Origin of the sequence: Geobacillus sp. 46C-IIa (genome assembly GCF_014679505.1) — a bacterium.
GTDB lineage: Bacteria > Bacillota > Bacilli > Bacillales > Anoxybacillaceae > Geobacillus.
This window is the reverse complement of the sequence record NZ_CP061474.1, coordinates 2,305,760-2,327,672: the sequence shown is the minus strand read 5'-3', so window position 1 is coordinate 2,327,672 and position 21,913 is coordinate 2,305,760. Positions and strand designations below refer to the sequence as shown.

General features: G+C 56.4%; 22 protein-coding genes and 1 other annotated feature. Of the genes, 21 read left to right on the top strand and 1 reads right to left on the bottom strand.

The window, feature by feature from the left end:
* The first annotated feature begins 13 nt into the window (after positions 1–13).
* The 21 genes from sigG to pyrE all read left to right on the top strand — a co-directional run bounded on the left by sigG (position 14) and on the right by pyrE (position 21,424).
* Complete coding sequence (sigG, locus tag IC803_RS11485) at positions 14–793, top strand: RNA polymerase sporulation sigma factor SigG (RefSeq protein ID WP_081207029.1); 780 nt, start codon at positions 14–16, stop codon at positions 791–793.
* Positions 794–888: 95 nt separating this feature from the next.
* Positions 889–1,131: a YlmC/YmxH family sporulation protein gene (locus IC803_RS11480; protein WP_081206804.1), complete on the top strand. Its 243-nt coding sequence runs from the start codon at positions 889–891 to the stop codon at positions 1,129–1,131.
* A 132-nt stretch (positions 1,132–1,263) separates the two neighbouring features.
* Complete coding sequence (gene pgeF / locus IC803_RS11475; protein WP_081206805.1) at positions 1,264–2,082, top strand: peptidoglycan editing factor PgeF; 819 nt, start codon at positions 1,264–1,266, stop codon at positions 2,080–2,082.
* A 2-nt stretch (positions 2,083–2,084) separates the two neighbouring features.
* Positions 2,085–2,759 (top strand): YggS family pyridoxal phosphate-dependent enzyme, encoded by a 675-nt coding sequence (locus IC803_RS11470; protein WP_081206806.1) that lies wholly within the window; start codon positions 2,085–2,087, stop codon positions 2,757–2,759.
* A gap of 12 nt (positions 2,760–2,771) precedes the next feature.
* On the top strand, positions 2,772–3,203 hold the full coding sequence (locus IC803_RS11465) for a cell division protein SepF (protein WP_081206807.1): 432 nt from the start codon (positions 2,772–2,774) through the stop codon (positions 3,201–3,203).
* A gap of 3 nt (positions 3,204–3,206) precedes the next feature.
* Positions 3,207–3,479, top strand: a complete 273-nt coding sequence (locus tag IC803_RS11460; RefSeq protein WP_081206808.1) for a YggT family protein — start codon at positions 3,207–3,209, stop codon at positions 3,477–3,479.
* 120 nt (positions 3,480–3,599) lie between these two features.
* Positions 3,600–4,373: a YlmH family RNA-binding protein gene (locus tag IC803_RS11455; RefSeq protein ID WP_081206809.1), complete on the top strand. Its 774-nt coding sequence runs from the start codon at positions 3,600–3,602 to the stop codon at positions 4,371–4,373.
* A 76-nt stretch (positions 4,374–4,449) separates the two neighbouring features.
* Positions 4,450–4,962: a DivIVA domain-containing protein gene (locus IC803_RS11450; RefSeq protein WP_143421063.1), complete on the top strand. Its 513-nt coding sequence runs from the start codon at positions 4,450–4,452 to the stop codon at positions 4,960–4,962.
* Between the two features lie 89 nt (positions 4,963–5,051).
* Positions 5,052–5,274 (top strand) — a binding site (T-box leader).
* Between the two features lie 55 nt (positions 5,275–5,329).
* Complete coding sequence (ileS, locus tag IC803_RS11445) at positions 5,330–8,104, top strand: isoleucine--tRNA ligase (protein ID WP_081206811.1); 2,775 nt, start codon at positions 5,330–5,332, stop codon at positions 8,102–8,104.
* Between the two features lie 82 nt (positions 8,105–8,186).
* Positions 8,187–8,678 carry a signal peptidase II gene (gene lspA / locus IC803_RS11440; protein WP_081206812.1) on the top strand — a complete coding sequence of 164 codons (492 nt, stop codon included), beginning with the start codon at positions 8,187–8,189 and terminating at the stop codon, positions 8,676–8,678.
* The gene (locus tag IC803_RS11435; protein WP_081206813.1) at positions 8,679–9,593 is read left to right on the top strand and encodes an RluA family pseudouridine synthase; all 915 of its coding nucleotides are present in this window, start codon (positions 8,679–8,681) and stop codon (positions 9,591–9,593) included. It abuts the gene before it with no gap.
* Between the two features lie 184 nt (positions 9,594–9,777).
* Positions 9,778–10,317, top strand: coding sequence for a bifunctional pyr operon transcriptional regulator/uracil phosphoribosyltransferase PyrR (gene pyrR / locus IC803_RS11430; protein ID WP_081206814.1), 540 nt, complete (start codon positions 9,778–9,780; stop codon positions 10,315–10,317).
* 157 nt (positions 10,318–10,474) lie between these two features.
* Positions 10,475–11,776: a solute carrier family 23 protein gene (locus IC803_RS11425; RefSeq protein ID WP_081206815.1), complete on the top strand. Its 1,302-nt coding sequence runs from the start codon at positions 10,475–10,477 to the stop codon at positions 11,774–11,776.
* A 167-nt stretch (positions 11,777–11,943) separates the two neighbouring features.
* Entirely contained in the window at positions 11,944–12,870 is a 927-nt protein-coding gene (locus tag IC803_RS11420; RefSeq protein ID WP_081206816.1) for an aspartate carbamoyltransferase catalytic subunit, read from the top strand.
* The gene (locus tag IC803_RS11415) at positions 12,833–14,119 is read left to right on the top strand and encodes a dihydroorotase (protein WP_081206817.1); all 1,287 of its coding nucleotides are present in this window, start codon (positions 12,833–12,835) and stop codon (positions 14,117–14,119) included. Before IC803_RS11420 ends, IC803_RS11415 begins: the two co-directional genes overlap by 38 nt.
* Position 14,120: 1 nt before the next feature.
* Positions 14,121–15,215: a carbamoyl phosphate synthase small subunit gene (locus IC803_RS11410; protein ID WP_081206818.1), complete on the top strand. Its 1,095-nt coding sequence runs from the start codon at positions 14,121–14,123 to the stop codon at positions 15,213–15,215.
* On the top strand, positions 15,208–18,405 hold the full coding sequence (gene carB, locus IC803_RS11405) for a carbamoyl-phosphate synthase large subunit (protein ID WP_081206819.1): 3,198 nt from the start codon (positions 15,208–15,210) through the stop codon (positions 18,403–18,405). Before IC803_RS11410 ends, carB begins: the two co-directional genes overlap by 8 nt.
* Positions 18,402–19,175, top strand: coding sequence for a dihydroorotate dehydrogenase electron transfer subunit (locus tag IC803_RS11400; protein ID WP_081206820.1), 774 nt, complete (start codon positions 18,402–18,404; stop codon positions 19,173–19,175). Before carB ends, IC803_RS11400 begins: the two co-directional genes overlap by 4 nt.
* Complete coding sequence (locus tag IC803_RS11395) at positions 19,172–20,113, top strand: dihydroorotate dehydrogenase (protein ID WP_081206821.1); 942 nt, start codon at positions 19,172–19,174, stop codon at positions 20,111–20,113. Before IC803_RS11400 ends, IC803_RS11395 begins: the two co-directional genes overlap by 4 nt.
* Entirely contained in the window at positions 20,085–20,804 is a 720-nt protein-coding gene (gene pyrF, locus IC803_RS11390; RefSeq protein WP_081206822.1) for an orotidine-5'-phosphate decarboxylase, read from the top strand. The genes IC803_RS11395 and pyrF overlap by 29 nt, the downstream gene beginning before the upstream one ends.
* Positions 20,801–21,424, top strand: coding sequence for an orotate phosphoribosyltransferase (gene pyrE / locus IC803_RS11385; RefSeq protein WP_081206823.1), 624 nt, complete (start codon positions 20,801–20,803; stop codon positions 21,422–21,424). The genes pyrF and pyrE overlap by 4 nt, the downstream gene beginning before the upstream one ends.
* Before the next feature lie 82 nt (positions 21,425–21,506).
* Here the strand turns inward: pyrE and IC803_RS11380 are convergent, their stop codons facing one another.
* A complete protein-coding gene (locus IC803_RS11380) occupies positions 21,507–21,869 on the bottom strand; it encodes a hypothetical protein (RefSeq protein WP_081206824.1) in 363 nt (120 codons plus the stop codon).
* Between the last annotated feature and the right edge of the window lie 44 nt (positions 21,870–21,913).

Below are 21,913 nucleotides of genomic sequence, written 5' to 3'. Positions count from 1 at the left end.
GGGAGGGAACAACTTGACGAGGAACAAAGTCGAGATTTGCGGCGTGGATACTTCAAAGCTTCCCGTCCTCAAAAATGAAGAAATGCGCGAACTGTTTCAACGGATGCATGAAGGGGATTTGGAAGCGAGAGAAAAATTAGTAAACGGCAATTTGCGCCTCGTGTTGAGCGTCATCCAGCGCTTTAACAACCGCGGCGAGTTTGTTGATGATTTGTTTCAAGTCGGCTGCATCGGACTTATGAAATCGATTGATAATTTTGATTTAAATCAAAATGTCAAGTTTTCCACCTATGCGGTGCCGATGATTATCGGCGAAATCCGCCGCTATTTGCGTGACAATAATCCGATCCGCGTCTCGCGTTCGCTGCGCGACATCGCCTACAAAGCGCTGCAAGTGCGGGAGCGGCTCATGAGCGAGACGGCGAAAGAGCCTTCGACGGAAGAGATCGCGAAAGAGCTTGGCGTCGCCCATGAAGAAGTCGTTTTTGCCCTTGATGCCATTCAAGATCCGGTTTCATTATTCGAACCGATTTACAATGACGGCGGCGACCCGATTTATGTGATGGATCAGCTGAGCGACGAGCGCAACCGCGACAGCCAATGGATTGAAGAAATCGCATTGAAAGAGGGCTTGAGGCGGTTAAATGAGCGCGAAAAAATGATCATCCGCAAACGGTTTTTCCAAGGGAAAACACAAATGGAAGTGGCTGAAGAAATCGGCATTTCCCAGGCGCAAGTATCGCGGCTGGAAAAAGCAGCGATCCGGCAAATGAATAAAAATATCCAAGTGTGAGCGGCTGCTGGAGCAGCCTTTTTTCTTTGGCACATAACCGGTTTGGCGGTGTCATATAGATGAAAAAGAGGAGAGGAAAGGCGGGGGAATGAACCGTGATGAGGATTTCCGAATTTCAGACGAAAGATGTTGTCAATGTGGCCAATGGGAAAAAGCTCGGCAATATCGGGGATATTGACATCGATCTCGATACAGGAAAAATTCGTTCATTGATTATTTTAGGCGCCGGAAAGGTGCTCGGGCTGTTCGGGCGTGAGGAAGCGGTCGTCATTCCGTGGCAAAACATCGTCAAAATCGGGACCGATGTCATTTTAGTCCGCCTTCACGATACGGACTGAAGCGAGGAGACGGCGTGATGCCACGAATGTTTCGACAAAATTGCAAATAAAGGTTATCACGTTTAAGCAAACTATGATAAAATAGGAAAAAAAGTGATAAAAATCTACAAAAAAAGCGTGAGGTTGACGCGAATGCCGGACATTTTTCAACAAATGGCCCACGGATGGCTCCGCTGCGGGGCATCCCCGTTCGCCGGAGCCGTCGCAGGGATGACGACGAAACAAGGCGGAGAAAGCAAAGGGCCGTTCGCTTCGTTGAATATGGGGTTGCATGTTGGCGACGACCGCACCGCTGTCGTCAACAACCGGCGCCGCTTGGCGGAATGGCTCGCTTTTCCGCTCGATGATTGGGTATGCTGTGAGCAAGTGCACGGCGCCGTGATTCGGAAAGTGACAAAAAGCGACCGGGGGAACGGGGCGCACGACTTCGCCGCAGCGATTCGGGGCGCTGACGGATTGTATACGGACGAAGCGGGAGTGTTGCTTGCACTTTGTTTTGCTGACTGTGTACCTGTCTATTTTCTGGCTCCAGCGGCCGGCTTGGTCGGCCTTGCCCATGCCGGGTGGCGGGGAACGGCCGGCGGCATCGCCAAAAATATGGTGCGTCTTTGGCAGGAGCAAGAGCGCATCGCGCCCACTGATATGTATGCTGCCATCGGGCCAGCCATCGGCCCGTGCTGCTACACGGTCGATGATCGGGTGATCAACGGTTTGCGCTCGATCCTTCCTGCAGGCAGCCCGTTGCCATGGCGCGAAACAAGCCCAAGGCAATATGCGCTTGACTTAAAGGAGGCGAATCGGCTGCAGCTTATCGCTGCCGGCGTTCCGGACAGCCATATTTACGTGTCGGAACGCTGTACAAGCTGTGAGGAGACGTTGTTTTTTTCCCACCGCCGCGATCGCGGGACGACAGGACGGATGCTGGCGTTCATCGGCCGAAGGGAGGAATGATCATGACGGTGCGCGACAACTTGGCTGCCATTCGCCGGCAAATTGAAGCGGCTTGCGCCCGCGTTGGCCGCGATCCGGCCGACGTACACATCGTAGCTGTAACGAAATATATTGATGCGGCAAGGGCGCAAGAAGTGCTTGACGCCGGCATCGCTGACCTCGGCGAGAACCGTTCCGACCAACTGCTCGAAAAGTACGAGGCGATCGGGAAGCGAGCGACGTGGCATTTTATTGGGACGCTTCAGTCGCGCAAAGTGAAGGAGATTATCGATAAAGTCGATTACATTCATTCGCTTGACCGCCTGTCGCTCGCGAAGGAGATCGAAAAGCGGGCGGTGCGTCCGGTGAAATGTTTTGTGCAGGTGAACGTATTAGGCGAAGCGACGAAGCACGGGCTCGCCCCTGAGGAGACGGTCCCGTTTATCGAACAGCTTCGTTCGTTTTCGCGCATTGAAGTGATCGGGTTGATGACGATGGCGCCGCATACGGAGGATGAAGCCATATTGCGCGCCTGTTTCCGCCGATTGCGAACGCTTAAAGAACGCGTTCAGGCGTTAAATTTGGCTCATGCGCCATGCACCGAGCTGTCGATGGGCATGTCAAACGACTATGAGATCGCGATCGAGGAAGGGGCGACGTTTGTACGCATCGGCAGCGCACTTGTCGGATCAATGTAGGAGGTGAGACCGGTGGGATTGATGAAAAAATTTCGCGATTATTTTTTAGAGGAAGACTACGAAGACTATGAAGAGGAATATGAAGCGCCGCATCCGGAAGAGGAGGCGCCGCCGCTGAAGGCGGCAAACAAGGCGAATGTCGTCAGCTTGCAAAGCGTGCAAAAATCGGCGAAGGTCGTGCTCGCCGAGCCGCGGGTGTATGCCGAGGCGCAAGAGATTGCCGACCATTTGAAAAGCCGGCGGGCGGTCATCGTCAATTTGCAGCGCATCCAGCATGAGCAGGCGAAGCGGATCGTCGACTTTTTAAGCGGCACCGTGTATGCCATTGGCGGCGACATTCAGCAAGTCGGCACGAAAATTTTTTTATGCACGCCGGAAAACGTCGACGTCAGCGGCGCAATTTCGCTTGACGGCGAGGATGACAGACCGATGAAGAGGTGGTAGCCGTTGGATTATGTGCTTACGTTTTTGACGACGCTCATTCAAGTATATTCATATGCGTTGATCATTTATATTTTAATGTCATGGTTTCCGAACGCCCGCGAGACGCGGTTTGGCCAGCTGCTTGCCGCCATTTGCGAGCCGTATTTGGAGCCGTTTCGGCGCGTCATTCCGCCGCTTGGCATCATTGACATCTCCCCGATCATCGCCTTTATTGTCCTTGAATTTGCGACAAGAGGGCTGTATGCGTTGTTTGATATCCTTGAAGCGCAGTTTTAGCCGCCGTTTTTTCGCGCTGGCGGCGTCCGCTGCAGCCTGATGATAAAGGTCAATGGGCGGCACTCATCGAGAGGAATCCATTGCGGGTTCCTTTCTTTAATGGATACGGAGTGAACGGGAATGGAATTGTATCAGCACTTTCGTAAAGAGGAACACCAATTCATTGACCAAGTGCTCGAGTGGAAGGAAACGGTGAGCCGCCAATACGCGCCGAAGCTGACGGATTTCCTTGACCCGCGCGAGCAGCAAATCGTCCAAAGCGTCATTGGCAGCGATGAGGATGTGCGCGTATCCTTTTTCGGCGGCGCCCCGTTCGCCGAGCGGAGGCGGGCGTTTCTTTATCCGACGTATATTGAGCCGGATGAAGGCGACTATGGCATCGTCTTGTTTGCTGTCCGCTATCCGGATAAATTCATTTCCCTTGAACACCGCGACGTCTTAGGAGCGCTCATGTCGCTCGGCTTGCGGCGCGGCAAGTTCGGCGATATTCTCGTCCAAGGAGGAGAGATCCAATTTTTTGCCGCCGCCGAGGTGGCCGATTACATTCGCCTCCATGTCGGGACGATCGGCAAAGCGCCGGTTTCGCTTGAGTTGTTGCCGCTGTCAGCTGCCATGCCGCTTGAAGAAACGTGGCAAGAAGGGACGGTGACGGTCTCTTCGCTGCGGCTCGATGCTGTGCTCGCCCAAGCATTCCGCCTCGCGCGCGACAAGGCGCGGACGCTTGTCGAAAGCGGACTTGTCAAAGTGAATTGGAAGGTGGTGGACAAGCCTGATTTCGTCTGCGGGCCGGGCGATGTGTTGTCGGCGCGCGGGTTTGGCCGCTGCAAGCTGTTTTCGGTGGAAGGGCCGACGAAAAAGGAACGCTGGCTCGTGCGCATCGGCCGACAAAAATAATCGAGCGGGAGCAGGAAATGGGCAAATCGTGTCGAATTAACGAAGAAAAGGAACGATGGAGACGGAGGTGGCCGTTGTGCCGTTAACGCCATTAGATATTCACAACAAGGAATTCAGCCGCGGATTTCGCGGGTATGACGAAGATGAAGTGAACGAGTTTCTTGATCAAGTCATTAAAGACTATGAAATGCTCATTCGCGAAAAGCGGCAGCTCGAAGAAAAAGTTGCGGAGCTGACAGAAAAACTAAACTATTTTTCCAATATTGAGGAAACGTTGAACAAGTCGATTCTTGTCGCCCAAGAAACGGCGGAGGAAGTAAAGCGCAATGCACAAAAAGAGGCGAAGCTGATCATTAAAGAAGCGGAGAAAAACGCTGAACGCATTATCGGCGATGCGCTGGCCAAATCGCGGAAAATCGCGCTGGAAATCGAGGAACTCAAGCGGCAGTCGAAGGTGTTCCGCGCCCGCTTCCGCATGTTGGTCGAGGCGCAGCTCGACATGATCAACAGCCGCGACTGGGACGATTTGATGGAATACGAGACGCCCGATTTGGAAGAAGAGGCAAAAGAACCGCTGTCCCAGCCTTGACGAGCGCTATTTGTCTCATTTATAATAAATGGCAAAAATCGCTGTGCTGACCGTCATTGGTGCGGTTGACTTTTGTCGACGAAAACATGCGAGCGACGATGAAAGGGACAGTAGCTCTTGAACAGCTGATCGCAGCGAGCCGGGGACGGTGGAAGCCCGGCATCGGCGCAAGAGTGAACATCACCCTGGAGTTCCATGCCGAACGTCAAGTAGGCCATGGCGCGTCATTCCCGTTACGAATGAAAAGTGGGCTATGCGTTGAGTTGCCATGGCCAAAAAGGGTGGTACCGCGAGACCGTTCTCGTCCCTTGCCGGGAGAGGACGGTTTTTTATTTTGATTTGATACTTGGAGGAGGAGCAAAGAAAGATGGACTACAAAGAGACGCTGCTCATGCCGAAGACCGAGTTTCCGATGCGCGGCAACTTGCCGAAGCGGGAGCCGGAAATGCAAAAAAAATGGGAGGACATGGACATTTACCGGAAAGTGCAGGAGCGGACGAAAGGCCGGCCGCTGTTTGTCCTGCATGACGGCCCGCCGTATGCCAACGGCGACATTCATATGGGCCATGCGTTAAACAAAATTTTAAAAGACATCATCGTCCGCTACAAATCGATGAACGGCTATTGCGCCCCGTACGTGCCTGGTTGGGACACGCACGGCCTGCCGATTGAAACGGCGCTTACGAAACAAGGCGTCGACCGCAAATCAATGAGCGTCGCTGAGTTCCGCAAGCTGTGCGAACAATACGCGTATGAACAAATTGACAACCAGCGCCGGCAGTTTAAGCGGCTCGGGGTGCGCGGCGATTGGGACAACCCGTATATCACCCTCAAACCGGAATACGAAGCCCAGCAAATTAAAGTGTTCGGCGAAATGGCGAAAAAAGGGCTTATTTATAAAGGACTCAAGCCGGTGTATTGGTCCCCGTCGAGCGAATCGGCGCTCGCTGAAGCGGAAATCGAATATAAAGATAAACGGTCGCCGTCAATTTATGTCGCGTTTCCGGTCAAAGACGGCAAGGGTGTGCTTGACGGTGATGAGCGGATCGTCATTTGGACGACGACGCCGTGGACGATTCCGGCGAACTTGGCGATTGCTGTTCACCCGGACCTGGACTACCGTGTCGTTGAAGCAAACGGGCAGAAATACGTCGTCGCCGCCGCCTTGGCCGAATCGGTAGCGCAAGAAGTCGGCTGGGAGGCGTGGTCCGTCGTTAAAACCGTAAAAGGAAAAGAACTTGAGTACGTCGTCGCGAAACATCCGTTCTATGAGCGCGATTCGTTGGTCGTCTGCGGTGAGCACGTCACGACCGACGCCGGCACCGGCTGCGTCCATACGGCGCCAGGCCACGGGGAAGACGACTTTGTTGTCGGGCAAAAATACGGGCTTCCGGTTCTCTGTCCGGTCGATGAACGCGGCTATATGACTGAGGAAGCGCCCGGGTTTGCAGGAATGTTTTACGATGAGGCGAACAAAGCGATTACGCAAAAGCTCGAAGAAGTTGGAGCGCTCCTGAAGCTCGGTTTCATCACCCACTCGTATCCGCACGATTGGCGGACGAAGCAGCCGACGATCTTCCGGGCGACGACGCAATGGTTTGCCTCGATTGATAAAATTCGCGGCCAGCTCCTTGACGCCATTAAGGAAACGAAATGGGTGCCAGAATGGGGCGAAATCCGCATCCATAACATGGTGCGCGACCGCGGCGACTGGTGCATCTCCCGCCAGCGCGCGTGGGGCGTGCCGATTCCGGTCTTTTACGGCGAAAACGGTGAGCCGATCATCACCGATGAGACGATCGAGCATGTGTCGAACTTGTTCCGCCAGTACGGCTCGAACGTTTGGTTTGAGCGCGAGGCGAAAGAGTTATTGCCGGAAGGGTTCACCCATCCGTCGAGCCCGAACGGCCTGTTTACGAAAGAAACGGATATTATGGACGTCTGGTTTGACTCCGGTTCATCCCACCAAGCGGTGCTTGTTGAACGCGATGATCTCGCGCGTCCGGCTGATTTGTACTTGGAAGGGTCTGACCAATATCGCGGTTGGTTTAACTCGTCGTTGTCGACAGCCGTTGCTGTTACCGGCAAAGCGCCGTATAAAGGGGTGTTAAGCCACGGCTTCGTTTTAGACGGCGAGGGGCGGAAAATGAGCAAATCGCTCGGCAACGTCGTCGTGCCGGCCAAAGTCATGGAACAGCTCGGCGCCGACATTTTGCGCCTTTGGGTCGCCTCGGTCGACTATCAGGCGGACGTGCGCATCTCCGACCATATTTTGAAACAAGTGTCCGAAGTGTACCGGAAAATCCGCAATACGTTCCGGTTTATGCTCGGCAACTTGTTTGACTTTGACCCGAGCCAACATGCCGTGCCGGTTGGGGAGCTTGGCGAGATCGACCGCTACATGTTAGCGAAATTAAATAAACTCATCGCCAAAGTGAAAAAGGCGTATGACAGCTACGATTTCGCCGCCGTCTATCATGAGATGAACCATTTTTGCACGGTTGAGTTGAGCGCGTTTTATTTGGATATGGCGAAAGACATCTTATACATCGAAGCGGCCGATTCGCGCGCCCGCCGCGCCGTGCAGACGGTGCTGTATGAGACGGTCATCGCGTTGGCGAAGCTCATCGCGCCGATTTTGCCGCACACAGCCGATGAAGTGTGGGAGCATATCCCGAACCGGAAAGAGCCAGTCGAAAGCGTCCAGCTCACCGACATGCCGGAGCCGATCGCCATCGATGGCGAAGAAGCGCTCTTGGCGAAATGGGATGCGTTTATGGATGTGCGCGATGACATTTTAAAAGCGCTCGAGAATGCCCGCAATGAAAAAGTGATCGGCAAATCGCTGACGGCAAGCGTCACCGTTTATCCGAAAGACGAGGCGCGGGCGCTCTTGGCTTCGATCGATGAGGATTTGCGTCAGCTTCTCATCGTCTCTGCGTTTTCGGTCGCCGATGAACCGTATGACGCCGCGCCGGCCGAAGCCGAACGACTCAACCATGTGGCGGTTCTCGTCCGCCCGGCGGAAGGCGAGACGTGCGAGCGGTGCTGGACGGTGACGCTGGATGTTGGTGCTGACGCGTCCCATCCGACGCTTTGTCCACGCTGTGCGCACATCGTAAACGAACATTATTCGGCATAACAAAAGCGGCGGGGCTGCTTCGGCAGCTTTGCCGCTTCGTTTGTTTGCCATGGCGAATTATGTTACAATGCAAAAAGGATGAATGAGAAGGACAGGGGGACTTGGCACGGTGGTATACTATTGGATTGCGGCGGCGGTCATCATCCTCGATCAATGGACGAAATGGCTTGTCGTCCGCTATATGCGGCTTGGGGAAAGCATCCCGATCATCGACAACGTGCTCTACATTACGTCGCATCGCAATCGCGGGGCGGCGTGGGGCATGCTGCAAGGGCAGTTTTGGTTGTTTTATTTAGTGACAGTCATCGTTGTGGCAGGAATCATTATCTACATCCGCCGCTTGCAGCCTTCGGAACGATTGGCCGGCGTGGGGCTTGGCCTGATGCTTGGCGGGGCGATCGGCAATTTTATCGACCGCGTATTCCGGAAAGAAGTGGTCGACTTTATTCATACGTACATCGGCACGTACAGTTTTCCGGTGTTCAATATCGCCGACTCGGCGCTGACGGTTGGCGTTGTGCTGTTGTTTATCCATATGTTTTTTTTCGCGACACCAGAGAAAGGGAATGAGTAGATGGAGACGATCACCTTTCACATCGAAGAAGAATATGACGGCGAGCGGATCGATAAAGTGATCGCGGCGCTAAATGGCGAATGGTCGCGTTCGCAAGTGCAGCAATGGATCAAAAACGGGCTCGTGACGGTCAACGGCCGCACGGTGAAGGCGAATTACAAATGCGAAGCGGGCGACTCGGTCGCCGTCTCACCGCCGGATCCGGAGCCGCTTCATGTGGAGCCGGAGCCGATTCCGCTTGACATTTATTACGAAGACGAGGATGTTCTTGTCGTCAACAAACCGCGCGGCATGGTCGTCCACCCGGCGCCTGGGCATATGCGCGGCACGTTGGTGAACGCTTTGCTCGCCCATTGCCGTGACCTCTCCGGCATCAACGGCGTGCTGCGCCCCGGCATCGTCCACCGGATTGACAAAGATACATCAGGACTGTTGATGGTGGCAAAAAATGACGCCGCCCATCGCTCGCTTGTTGAGCAGCTCGTCAACAAAACGGTGACGCGCCGCTACAAGGCGATCGTCCATGGCGTCATTCCGCACGATTACGGCACGATTGACGCGCCGATCGGCCGCGACAAACGCGACCGAAAAAAAATGGCGGTCACTGAAGAAAACGGCAAGGAAGCGGTCACCCATTTCCGCGTCCTCGAGCGGTTCCGCCATTATACGTATGTGGAGTGCCAACTGGAAACGGGGCGGACGCATCAAATTCGCGTCCATATGAAATACATCGGCTATCCGCTCGCCGGCGACCCGCAATATGGGTCGAAAAAGACGCTTTCGATCGACGGTCAGGCGCTTCATGCTGGGGTGCTTGGCTTCCGTCATCCGCGGAGCGGCGACTATTTGGAATTTGACGCGCCGCTGCCACCGGAGTTTGCCGAACTGCTCGAATGGCTGCGAAAAAACGATTGACAAACGGACGCGGCCGCTTTACAATGAAAACAAGTGAACAGGAACCTTTAAGTTCAGTCCTGTGAGGCTGAGAAGGGGTCGGATCAAGGAAATAGGCGGCGTATGTCCATTTCGTTCCGCGGCTGTAAGCCGCACCCCCGCTTCACAGGCGGGGGATTTTTTTATGCCAACGGAGGTGGCTGGGATGCAAAAAGCGGTTGTGATGGATGAGCAGGCGATTCGCCGCGCGTTGACACGCATCGCCCATGAAATCATCGAACGGAACAAAGGCATTGACGGCTGCGTGCTGGTCGGAATTAAAACGCGCGGCATTTACTTGGCGCGCCGCTTGGCCGAGCGGATCGAACAAATTGAAGGGGCGTCCGTTCCGGTCGGTGAACTCGATATTACGCTGTATCGCGACGATTTGACGGTAAAAACGGATGACCATGAGCCGCTTGTGAAAGGGACGAACGTACCGTTTCCGGTGAACGAACAGAAAGTCATTTTGGTTGATGATGTGCTGTTTACCGGCCGGACGGTGCGGGCGGCGATGGATGCGGTCATGGATTTGGGCCGCCCGGCGCGCATCCAGCTCGCCGTGCTCGTTGACCGCGGACACAGGGAACTCCCGATCCGCGCCGATTTCGTCGGCAAAAACGTCCCGACGTCAAGCGCCGAAGTCATTGTCGTCGAATTGTCGGAAGTGGATGGCGTTGATCAAGTATCGATTCATGAAAAATAAAGCAAGCTCCCTTTTAAGCGCAGTCCCGCGAGGCTGCAAAAGGGGCGGAATGGTTTCGGCTGTTTCTGCACCCTCTTTGTGCCTTCGCGGGCCAAGAGGGTTTTTTTGTGCACACTAGAAGATACATTCGCTTATATTGCGAAAGGAGTGGCGGAAAGTGAACAAACCGATATTGGATATTCAAGACCGCCCGACGGCCGGGCAATGGGTGACGTTAAGCTTGCAGCATTTGTTCGCCATGTTCGGGGCAACGATTTTGGTGCCGTATTTGGTCGGCTTAGATCCGTCAATCGCCTTGCTCACGAGCGGGCTTGGGACGCTCGCGTTTTTGCTCATCACGAAATGGCAAGTGCCAGCGTACCTCGGCTCATCGTTCGCCTACATCGCGCCCATCATCGCGGCGAAAACGGCCGGCGGCCCGGGGGCGGCCATGATCGGCAGCTTCCTTGCAGGGCTTGTATACGGCATTGTTGCTCTCATCATTAAAAAAGCGGGTTATCGCTGGGTGATGAAACTGTTGCCGCCCGTTGTCGTCGGTCCGGTCATCATCGTCATCGGTCTCGGCTTAGCGGGCACGGCGGTCGGGATGGCGATGAACGGCCCGGACGGCAACTACAGTCTGCTCCACTTTTCCGTTGCGTTGGTGACGCTCGCCGCCACGATCATTTGCTCGGTGCTGGCGCGCGGCATATTGAGCTTAATTCCGGTGCTTGTCGGCATCATCGTCGGTTACGTCTATGCCCTTGCGGTTGGACTCGTCGACTTATCGAACGTAGCGGACGCAAAGTGGATACAAATGCCGGATTTCCTTCTCCCGTTTGCTGACTATACGGTGCGCATCACCGCGGAGATTGTGATGCTCATGGTGCCGGTCGCCATCGTCACCTTGTCGGAACATATCGGCCACCAGCTCGTCTTAAGCAAAGTCGTCGGTCGCGACCTCATCCAAAAGCCGGGGTTGCACCGCTCGATTTTAGGTGACGGAACGGCGACGATGATTTCCGCGTTGCTCGGCGGGCCGCCGAAAACGACGTACGGGGAAAACATCGGCGTGCTCGCGATCACGCGTGTCTACAGCGTCTACGTGCTCGCCGGCGCCGCGGTGATCGCCATCGTGTTCGGCTTTGTCGGCAAAGTGACGGCGCTGATCAGCTCCATTCCGACACCGGTCATGGGCGGCGTCTCGATCTTGCTGTTCGGCATTATCGCCTCGTCCGGCTTGCGCATGTTGGTCGACAGCCGCGTTGATTTCGGCGAGACGCGCAACTTAGTCATCGCCTCGGTCATTTTGGTGATCGGCATCGGCGGAGCGGTGCTCAAAATCAGCGAGAGTTTCCAAATCACGGGAATGGCGCTCTCAGCGATTGTCGGCGTCCTGCTCAATTTAGTGCTGCCAGGGCGGCCGCAAGCAGCGGAAAACTTATTTGAAGAAGAAAAAAGCAGCGACCACGTCGCCTAATTCAATAAAAAACACCTTTTAATTGAGTCCCGCGAGGCTTAAAAAGGTGTGAAAAAGAAGGTGCATGGAGGACCGTCGTCTATCCTCGGCCCCGCTATACGCCGATCATCACACCTTGCCTCGCCGGCAAGGTGTTTTTTTGTAAAAAACGAAAAGGAGCGAGACCGATGACCCATCTGCTGACACTAGGTGAACTGTCTTTGACGGAAATCAACCGTTTGCTCGATGAAGCGGAAGCGTTTCGCAACGGGTGCCCGTGGCGTCCGGCGGCACCGATGTATGTGGCCAACTTGTTTTTCGAACCGAGCACGCGCACGAAATGCAGCTTCGAGATGGCGGAACGAAAGTTAGGGCTTCACGTCATTCCGTTTGACCCAGAACACTCGAGCGTGCAAAAAGGGGAAACGCTGTACGACACGGTAAGAACGCTGGAAGCGATCGGTGTTGACGCTGTTGTCATCCGCCATCACGAAGATGCCTATTTCGAAGCGCTCCGTCATTCGGTCGGCGTTTCGATCATTAACGCCGGCGACGGCTGCGGGCACCATCCGACTCAATCGCTCCTCGATCTGCTCACGATTCGCCAAGAGTTCGGTGCGTTTGCCGGGCTGATGGTGGCGATCATCGGCGACATCCGCCATAGCCGCGTCGCCCGCTCCAATGCGGAAGTGCTCACAAGGCTCGGCGCGAACGTCCTGTTCGCCAGCCCGGACGAGTGGAAAGACGAGACGAATGTGCACGGGATGTATGTTGATCTCGACGAGGCGGTGGCGAAAGCGGATGTCGTCATGCTCCTGCGCATCCAGCACGAGCGTCACGCTGAAAAAATGGGATTGACAAAAGAAGAGTACCACCGACAATACGGGCTGACGCTCGAACGGGCGCGGCAGATGAAGCCGGGCGCCATCATCTTGCACCCGGCGCCGGTCAACCGCGGGGTCGAAATTGCGAGCGAACTGGTTGAAGCGAAACCGTCACGCATTTTTAAACAAATGGAAAACGGCGTCTACGTGCGGATGGCGGTCTTAAAACGGGCAATGGAAGGGAGAATGCAATATGGCCGTATGGTTGAGAAATGGCATGTCGTTCAATGAACATGGACAATTGGTACGGACACATATCAAAATGGAACAAGGGAACATTGCGGCGATCCGTCATGAACAGCCGCTTGCAGCCGATGGGGAAGAAGTGATCGATGTCAGCGGCAAACTCATTGTCCCCGGTTTGATTGATGTGCACGTCCATTTGCGCGAGCCGGGCGGCGAAGCGAAAGAAACGATTGAAACGGGCACGCTCGCCGCAGCGAAAGGCGGCTTTACGACGGTGGCGGCGATGCCAAACACGAATCCGGTGCCGGACCGGAAGGAGCAGATGGAGTGGCTTTCGCGCCGCATCCGCGAGACGGCGCACGTCCATGTGCTGCCGTACGCGGCGATTACGATCGGGCAAAAAGGGGAAGAGCTGACCGATTTTGCGGCGTTAAAAGAAGCGGGGGCGTTCGCCTTTACCGATGACGGCGTCGGCGTCCAGTCGGCCGGGATGATGTTCGAAGCGATGAAACGAGCCGCGGCCCTCGATATGGCAATCGTCGCTCACTGTGAAGACGATACATTGAAAAACGGCGGCGCGGTGCATGATGGCGATTTCGCCCGCCGATATGGGCTCGCCGGCATCCCTTCTGTCTGCGAGGCGGTGCACATCGCCCGCGATGTGCTGCTTGCTGAAGCAGCCGGATGCCATTATCACGTCTGCCACATCAGCACGAAAGAATCGGTGCGCGTCGTCCGCGATGCGAAGCGGGCCGGCATCCGCGTCACCGCCGAAGTGACACCGCACCATCTCCTCTTGTGTGATGAGGACATTCCGGGGCTGGATGCGAATTACAAAATGAATCCGCCGCTGCGCAGCCGCGCGGACCGCGAGGCATTGATCGAGGGCCTGCTCGATGGGACGATCGATTTGATCGCCACCGACCACGCACCGCATACGGCGGCGGAAAAAGCAAAAGGGATCGAGGCGGCGCCGTTTGGCATCGTCGGATTGGAAACGGCGTTTCCGCTCTTATATACGCATTTGGTTAAAACGGGCCTCATTACGTTGAAACAGCTTATCGATTGGCTGACGATCAAGCCGGCGCAATGCTTTGGCCTTGACGCCGGACGGCTTGAAGTCGGGGCGCCGGCCGATCTGACGGTCATTGATTTGGAAACAGAAGAAACGATCAATCCAGAGACGTTTGCTTCAAAAGGAAACAATACGCCGTTTGCCGGTTGGGCATGCCAAGGCTGGCCGGTGATGACGTTGGTCGGCGGAACAATCGTATGGGAGAAAGGAAGGGCATAAGATGAAACGGCAGCTTGTGTTGGAAGACGGTTCGTTTTTTGTCGGGGAAGCGTTTGGCAGCTTGAAAGACACGACCGGGGAAGTCGTGTTTAACACCGGCATGACTGGATACCAAGAAATTTTGACCGATCCGTCGTATTGCGGACAAATCGTGACGATGACGTATCCGTTGATCGGCAACTACGGCATCAACCGCGATGACTTTGAAGCGATTCGCCCGTACGTGCACGGATTCATCGTGAAAGAGGCGTGCGTGAGGCCGTCCAACTGGCGCGGCGAAACGACGCTCGATGACTATTTAAAAGAAAAAGACATCCCAGGGCTGGCCGGTATCGATACGCGCAAACTGACGCGCCTCATTCGCCAGCACGGAACGCTAAGAGGGATGATTTGCGGCTTGGACGTCCACCCGGCGGAAGCGGCGGCCCACCTGCGGGCGATGGAGTGGCCGCGCGACCAAGTGCGGCGCGTCTCGACGAAAAGCGCCTATCCGAGCCCGGGGCGCGGCGAGCGCGTTGTCTTGATCGATTTTGGGATGAAGCACGGCATTTTGCGCGAGCTCAACAAACGAAATTGCGATGTCATCGTCTTGCCGTACAACGCCACCGCCGAAGAAGTAGTAAGCTGGCATCCGGATGGGGTGATGCTCTCGAACGGCCCGGGCGACCCGAAAGACGTGCCGGAAGCGATCGACATGATTCGCGGGGTTTTGGGCAAAGTGCCGCTCTTTGGCATTTGCCTCGGCCATCAGCTGTTTGCCTTGGCGTGCGGGGCGAATACGGAAAAATTGAAATTCGGCCATCGCGGCTCGAACCATCCGGTGAAAGATTTGCGCACCGGCAAAGTGGCCATCACAGCGCAAAACCACGGATACGCTGTGACGCATGAGTCGCTCGCCGGCACCCGCTTGGAAGTGACGCACGTCGCCTTGAATGACGGCACAGTCGAAGGGCTGCGCCATCTCGATTTCCCGGCATTTACGGTGCAATACCATCCGGAAGCGTCGCCGGGGCCGGAAGATGCCAATCCGCTGTTTGACGAGTTTTTGGCGCTCATCCGCGAGTTCAACAAGAAAGGGGAAGTCATCCATGCCTAAACGCCGCGACATCGAAACGATTTTGGTCATCGGCTCCGGCCCGATCGTCATCGGCCAGGCAGCCGAGTTTGACTACGCCGGGACGCAAGCGTGCCTCGCCTTGAAAGAAGAAGGCTATAAAGTCATTCTCGTCAACTCGAACCCGGCGACGATCATGACCGATACGGAAATCGCCGATAAAGTGTATATGGAGCCGCTGACGCTTGAGTTTGTCGCCCGCATCATCCGCAAAGAGCGGCCGGATGCGATTTTGCCGACGCTCGGCGGCCAAACGGGCCTCAACTTGGCGGTTGAGCTCGCCAAGGCCGGCATGCTTGCGGAGTGCGGCGTCGAAATTCTCGGCACGAAACTCGAGGCGATCGAAAAGGCGGAAGACCGCGAACAGTTCCGCGCCCTCATGAACGAGCTTGGCGAACCGGTGCCGGAGAGCGCCATTATTCACAGCCTGGAAGAGGCGTATGCGTTTGTCGAACAGATCGGCTATCCGGTCATCGTCCGCCCAGCGTTTACGCTCGGCGGCACGGGTGGCGGCATTTGCACGAACGAACAAGAGCTGATCGACATCGTTTCGACCGGCTTGAAGCTGAGCCCGGTGCATCAATGCTTGCTTGAGCGGAGCATCGCCGGCTACAAAGAAATCGAGTATGAAGTGATGCGCGATGCCAACGACAACGCGATCGTCGTCTGCAACATGGAAAACATCGACCCGGTCGGCATCCATACGGGTGACTCGGTCGTCGTCGCGCCCAGCCAGACGTTAAGCGACCGCGAATACCAGCTGCTGCGCAACGCGTCCTTGAAAATCATCCGCGCCCTTGGCATCGAAGGCGGCTGCAACGTCCAGCTGGCGCTCGACCCGGACAGCTTCCGCTATTACGTCATCGAAGTGAATCCGCGCGTCAGCCGCTCGTCGGCGCTCGCCTCAAAAGCGACCGGTTACCCGATCGCGAAACTGGCGGCGAAAATCGCTGTCGGGCTGACGCTGGATGAGATGATCAACCCGGTCACCGGGAAAACGTACGCCTGCTTTGAGCCGGCGCTTGATTATGTCGTGACGAAAATTCCGCGCTTCCCGTTTGACAAATTCGAATCGGCGAACCGCCGCCTTGGCACGCAAATGAAAGCGACCGGCGAAGTGATGGCGATCGGCCGGACGTTTGAAGAATCGCTGTTAAAAGCAGTCCGTTCGCTCGAGATCGGCGTCCACCATCTCGCATTAAAAGAGGCGGACACCGCCGCCGACGACGTGATCGAAAAACGGATCCGCAAGGCGGGTGATGAGCGGCTCTTTTACATCGCCGAAGCGCTCCGCCGCGGGGTGACGGTCGACACCGTGCATGAATGGAGCCAAATCGACCGCTTTTTCTTGCATAAAATTCAAAACATCATTGAGATGGAAACGACCTTGAAAAACCGCCCGGGCGACCTTGACGTGTTGAGGAAGGCGAAAGCGCTCGGCTTCTCGGACGCCGCGGTGGCGGCATTATGGAACAAAACGGAGCGCGACATTTACGCGCTGCGCCGCCAGGAAGGCATCGTGCCGGTGTACAAAATGGTCGATACGTGCGCGGCCGAGTTCACGTCGGAAACGCCGTATTACTACAGCACGTATGAGGAAGAAAACGAATCAGTCGTGACGGAAACACCGAGCGTCATCGTGCTCGGTTCAGGCCCGATCCGCATCGGCCAAGGGATCGAATTTGACTACGCAACCGTCCATTGCGTCTGGGCCATTAAACAAGCCGGCTATGAGGCGATCATCATTAACAACAATCCGGAGACAGTCTCGACCGACTTCAGCACGTCGGACAAACTGTACTTCGAGCCGCTGACGGCCGAAGACGTGATGCATGTCATCGACCTTGAGAAGCCGGTCGGCGTCATCGTTCAGTTTGGCGGCCAGACGGCGATCAACTTGGCGGCCGAACTCGAAGCCCGCGGCGTCCGCTTGCTCGGGACGACGCTTGAGGATTTGGACCGCGCCGAAGACCGCGACAAATTTGAACAGGCGCTTTCCGAACTCGGCATCCCGAAACCGGCCGGCAAAACGGCCGTTTCGGTCGAAGAGGCGGTCGCTATCGCCGAAGAGATCGGCTATCCGGTGCTCGTCCGCCCATCGTACGTGCTCGGCGGCCGGGCGATGGAGATTGTGTACAATCGTGAGGAGCTGCTCCATTACATGGAGCATGCCGTGCGCGTCAACCCGCAGCACCCGGTGCTCGTCGACCGCTACATCACCGGCAAGGAAGTCGAAGTCGACGCCATTTCCGACGGCGAGACGGTCGTGATCCCCGGCATTATGGAGCATATCGAACGGGCCGGCGTCCATTCCGGCGACTCGATCGCCGTCTACCCGCCGCAAACGTTAAGTGTCGAAGTGATCGATAAGATCGCCGATTACACGATCCGGTTGGCGCGCGGGCTCCATATTGTCGGGCTGCTGAACATCCAGTTCGTCGTCTCGGGAAGCGCCGTCTACGTGTTGGAAGTGAACCCGCGTTCAAGCCGCACCGTGCCGTTTTTAAGCAAAATCACCGGCGTGCCGATGGCGAATCTGGCCACGAAAGCTATTTTAGGGGCGAAGCTTGCTGAGATGGGCTATGAGACCGGCGTTTGTCCGGTGCGTCCTGGCGTGTACGTGAAAGTGCCGGTGTTCTCGTTTGCCAAACTGCGCAACGTCGACATTTCGCTTGGGCCGGAAATGAAGTCGACCGGCGAAGTGATCGGCAAGGATGTAACGTTTGAAAAAGCGCTCTATAAAGGGCTTGTTGCCTCAGGCATCCACATTCAGCCGCACGGGGCGGTGCTGTTGACGGTCGCGGACAAAGACAAAGAAGAAGCGGTCGAGCTGGCCCGCCGCTTTGCCGACATCGGCTACCAGCTGCTGGCGACGAACGGCACGGCGGAAACGTTGAAAGCGGCCGGTATCCCGGTGACGGTCGTCAATAAAATCCATTCGGCGTCGCCGAACATTTTGGATGTCATTCGCCAAGGGAAGGCGCAAGTCGTCATCAACACGCTGACGAAAGGGAAACAGCCGGAAAGCGACGGCTTCCGCATTCGCCGCGAAGCGGTCGAAAACGGCATTCCGTGCTTGACATCGCTCGATACGGCGCGAGCGATGCTGCAAGTGCTCGAATCGATGACGTTCTCGACAATGGCGATGACGGAAGGGCTGGTGCGGTCATGATCGGCCGCGAACAAATGGCGGTCGCAAGCCAGCGGCGGATCGCCGAGCGCACGTATGAATTGACGCTTTCAGGCCGCCTCGTGCAACAGATGAAGCAGCCGGGCCAGTTCGTTCATGTGAAAGTGGCCGCATCCACCGATCCGCTCTTGCGCCGCCCGCTCAGCCTTTGCCGGATCGACCACAAGCAGGGGCAATGCACGATCATTTACCGCCAGGAAGGGAAGGGGACCGCGCTGTTGGCGCAAAAACAGCCGGGCGACACGGTCGATGTGCTCGGCCCGCTCGGCAACGGTTTTCCGCTCGAGGCTGCGCCGGCGGGCGGCCGGGCGCTGTTGGTGGGCGGCGGCATCGGCGTCCCGCCGCTCTATGAACTGGCGAAACATTTAGTGAACCGGGGCGTTGAAGTGGTGAGTGTGCTCGGGTTCCAAACGAAAGCGGCGGTCTTTTACGAAGAAGAATTTGCCGCGTTCGGCGAGACGTATATCGCCACCGATGACGGGTCGCATGGGGCGGCGGGCCGCGTCACCGATGTGATCGAAGCGCGCGCGCTCGAGTTTGACGTGTTGTACGCCTGCGGCCCGAAGCCGATGTTAAAGGCGCTCGACGAACGATTCCGCGGCCGGCCGGTGTACTTGTCGCTAGAAGAGCGGATGGGCTGCGGCGTCGGGGCGTGTTTCGCCTGCGTCTGCCATGTTCCGGGAAGCGAAACGGCGTATAAAAAAGTATGCAGCGACGGTCCGGTGTTTCGGGCCGGGGAGGTGGTGTTATGAACCGGCTGGCGGTCGAACTGCCGGGGCTTTCGCTCAAAAACCCGATCATGCCGGCGTCCGGCTGTTTCGGGTTTGGCCGCGAGTACGCCCAGTTTTACGATTTAAATGTGTTAGGCGCCATCATGATCAAAGCGACGACCAAAGAGCCGCGCTTTGGCAACCCGACACCAAGGGTGGCGGAAACGCCGGGCGGGATGTTAAACGCCATCGGCCTGCAAAACCCCGGTCTTGATAAGGTGCTGACGGAAGAACTGCCGTGGCTTGAACAGTTTGACGTGCCGATCATCGCCAACATCGCCGGCTCGACGGTGGAAGAATACGTCGAGGTAGCCGAAGCAATTTCCAAAGCGCCGAACGTCCATGCGTTAGAGCTCAACATTTCCTGCCCAAACGTGAAAAAAGGCGGGATTGCGTTTGGCACCGTGCCAGACGTGGCTGCGGAACTGACGCGGCTTGTCAAAGAAGTGTCCGCCGTGCCAGTTTACGTGAAGCTGTCTCCGAACGTCACCGACATCGTCGCGATGGCGAAAGCGATTGAACAAGCGGGCGCTGACGGCCTGACGATGATCAACACGCTCGTGGGCATGCGCATCGACGTGAAAACAGGCCGGCCGATTTTGACCAACGGCACCGGCGGCTTATCCGGACCGGCGGTCAAACCGATCGCCATCCGCATGATTTACGAAGTGAGCCAGGCGGTGTCGATTCCAATCATCGGCATGGGCGGCGTGCAAACGGCGGAAGATGTGCTCGAATTTTTCTGCGCCGGCGCGAGCGCGGTTGCTGTCGGTACGGCCAACTTCGTCGATCCGTTCGTTTGCCCGACGATCATCAACGAACTGCCAGCGCTGCTTGACGAGCTTGGGATTGATCGGATCTCCGAATGTACGGGAAGGAGCTGGAAAACCGGTGCACACGCCGTTCATTGTCGCCCTTGATTTTCCATCAAAACAAGACGTTGAATCGTTTTTACGGCCGTTTGCCGGCACGCCGCTGTTTGTGAAAGTCGGCATGGAGCTATACTATCAAGAAGGCCCATCGATCGTCGCGTTTCTCAAAGAACAAGGACACGCCATCTTTTTAGACTTAAAACTGCACGACATCCCGAATACAGTGAAACAGGCGATGAAAGGGCTCGCCCGTGCCGGCGCCAATTTGGTGAACGTCCACGCCGCCGGCGGACGGCGCATGATGGAAGCGGCGATCGAGGGGCTTGACGCCGGCACGCCAAGCGGCGCCGCCCGACCGCGCTGCATCGCCGTCACTCAGCTGACAAGCACGGACGAGCGCATGCTTCATGAAGAGCTTTGCATTTCCCGCCCGCTTGCCGACACGGTCAGCCATTACGCGGCGGTGGCGAAAGAAAGCGGCCTTGACGGCGTCGTCTGCTCAGCGAACGAAGTGCCGCTCATCAAAGAACGGTGCGGCGCTGCGTTTCTCGCGGTCACCCCGGGAATTCGCTTTGCCGATGATGCGGCGCACGACCAAGTGCGCGTCGTCACGCCAAGGGAAGCGCATGCGCTTGGTTCTGACTACATCGTCATCGGCCGCAGCATCACCCGCGCCGCCGACCCGCTTGCCGCGTACGCCCGCCTGCAGCATGAATGGAACGGAGGAGAGAGAGAATGAAACACGACATTGCCGCCCAACTGCTTGAAATGGGAGCGGTCGCTTTGCGGCCGAACGACCCATTCACTTGGTCATCGGGCTTACAAGCGCCGATTTATTGCGACAACCGCCTGACGCTTGCCTATCCGGACGTGCGCCGCCTGATCGCCGACGGCCTCGCGAACCTCATCCGCACCCATTTTCCTGAAGCGGACCTCATCTCTGGCACAGCCACGGCCGGCATCCCGCACGCCGCGTGGGTGAGCGAGCGGCTTGATTTGCCGATGTGCTACGTCCGCAGCCAGGCGAAAGCGCACGGAAAAGGGAAGCAAATCGAAGGCAAAGCCGAACCGGGCCAACGCGTCGTCGTCATCGAAGACTTAATCTCGACCGGCGGCAGCTCGCTTGCGGCCGTCCGCGCCTTGAAAGAAGCAGGCTGCGAGGTGCTTGGCGTCGCCGCCATCTTCACGTACGGACTCGAAAAAGCGAAACAGGCGTTTGCCGAAGCGAATTTGCCTGCCTACACCCTCACCGACTACGACACGCTCATCGAAACGGCCGTCCGCCTTGGCGCCGTCAGCGAACACGACCTGGCGACATTGCGGCAATGGCGGGAAAATCCGGAAGAGTGGGGGAAATAGACGAGAAGAAAGAAGCGCGGACCAAAGGATGGTTCGCGCTTTGTCGTTAAGCGGTGGGGGGATGCCTCACCCGTCATACGCCTCATCCCACGCGATGGCTGGGAGGAAATGAATCCGTCAACGGCCATTTAATTCTGCACTTTTTGATTATTTCCTTTTTGCCATTCCCAGTATAATTATATTCACAACGTTCTTCATCCCACTTGAAGAAACGAGGTGTATCGAACACGGGTGAGTAAAATATTTGTGGGTGACGCTCCGGAATGATTCCCCTGACGAGGGTTGCAAACATTTGCTCGTTACACTCGCCGGGGCCACCAAGCGAAGCGCGATAGAAAAAACAAATATTTAGAAGAGCACAAAGGACAATCGGACCTGCTACTGTGACCAGATCAGTTGAAACTTTTGTGAAAGCTTTGAACCTGAAAGAAAATATATCCGGCATGAACCAAAGACCACCTTATAAATGAAGTGACCCCTGTCAAGTAG

Bases quoted from the DNA above. Each gene is read 5' to 3' on its own strand.
- pgeF (WP_081206805.1), top strand. From the start codon at position 1,264: ATGCCGGACATTTTTCAACAAATGGCCCACGGATGGCTCCGCTGCGGG.
- IC803_RS11470 (WP_081206806.1), top strand. From the start codon at position 2,085: ATGACGGTGCGCGACAACTTGGCTGCCATTCGCCGGCAAATTGAAGCG.
- IC803_RS11455 (WP_081206809.1), top strand. From the start codon at position 3,600: ATGGAATTGTATCAGCACTTTCGTAAAGAGGAACACCAATTCATTGAC.
- ileS (WP_081206811.1), top strand. From the start codon at position 5,330: ATGGACTACAAAGAGACGCTGCTCATGCCGAAGACCGAGTTTCCGATG.
- lspA (WP_081206812.1), top strand. From the start codon at position 8,187: ATGAGAAGGACAGGGGGACTTGGCACGGTGGTATACTATTGGATTGCG.
- IC803_RS11435 (WP_081206813.1), top strand. From the start codon at position 8,679: ATGGAGACGATCACCTTTCACATCGAAGAAGAATATGACGGCGAGCGG.
- pyrR (WP_081206814.1), top strand. From the start codon at position 9,778: ATGCAAAAAGCGGTTGTGATGGATGAGCAGGCGATTCGCCGCGCGTTG.
- IC803_RS11420 (WP_081206816.1), top strand. From the start codon at position 11,944: ATGACCCATCTGCTGACACTAGGTGAACTGTCTTTGACGGAAATCAAC.
- IC803_RS11415 (WP_081206817.1), top strand. From the start codon at position 12,833: ATGGCCGTATGGTTGAGAAATGGCATGTCGTTCAATGAACATGGACAA.
- IC803_RS11410 (WP_081206818.1), top strand. From the start codon at position 14,121: ATGAAACGGCAGCTTGTGTTGGAAGACGGTTCGTTTTTTGTCGGGGAA.
- carB (WP_081206819.1), top strand. From the start codon at position 15,208: ATGCCTAAACGCCGCGACATCGAAACGATTTTGGTCATCGGCTCCGGC.
- IC803_RS11400 (WP_081206820.1), top strand. From the start codon at position 18,402: ATGATCGGCCGCGAACAAATGGCGGTCGCAAGCCAGCGGCGGATCGCC.
- IC803_RS11395 (WP_081206821.1), top strand. From the start codon at position 19,172: ATGAACCGGCTGGCGGTCGAACTGCCGGGGCTTTCGCTCAAAAACCCG.
- pyrE (WP_081206823.1), top strand. From the start codon at position 20,801: ATGAAACACGACATTGCCGCCCAACTGCTTGAAATGGGAGCGGTCGCT.
- IC803_RS11380 (WP_081206824.1), bottom strand. From the start codon at position 21,869: ATGCCGGATATATTTTCTTTCAGGTTCAAAGCTTTCACAAAAGTTTCA.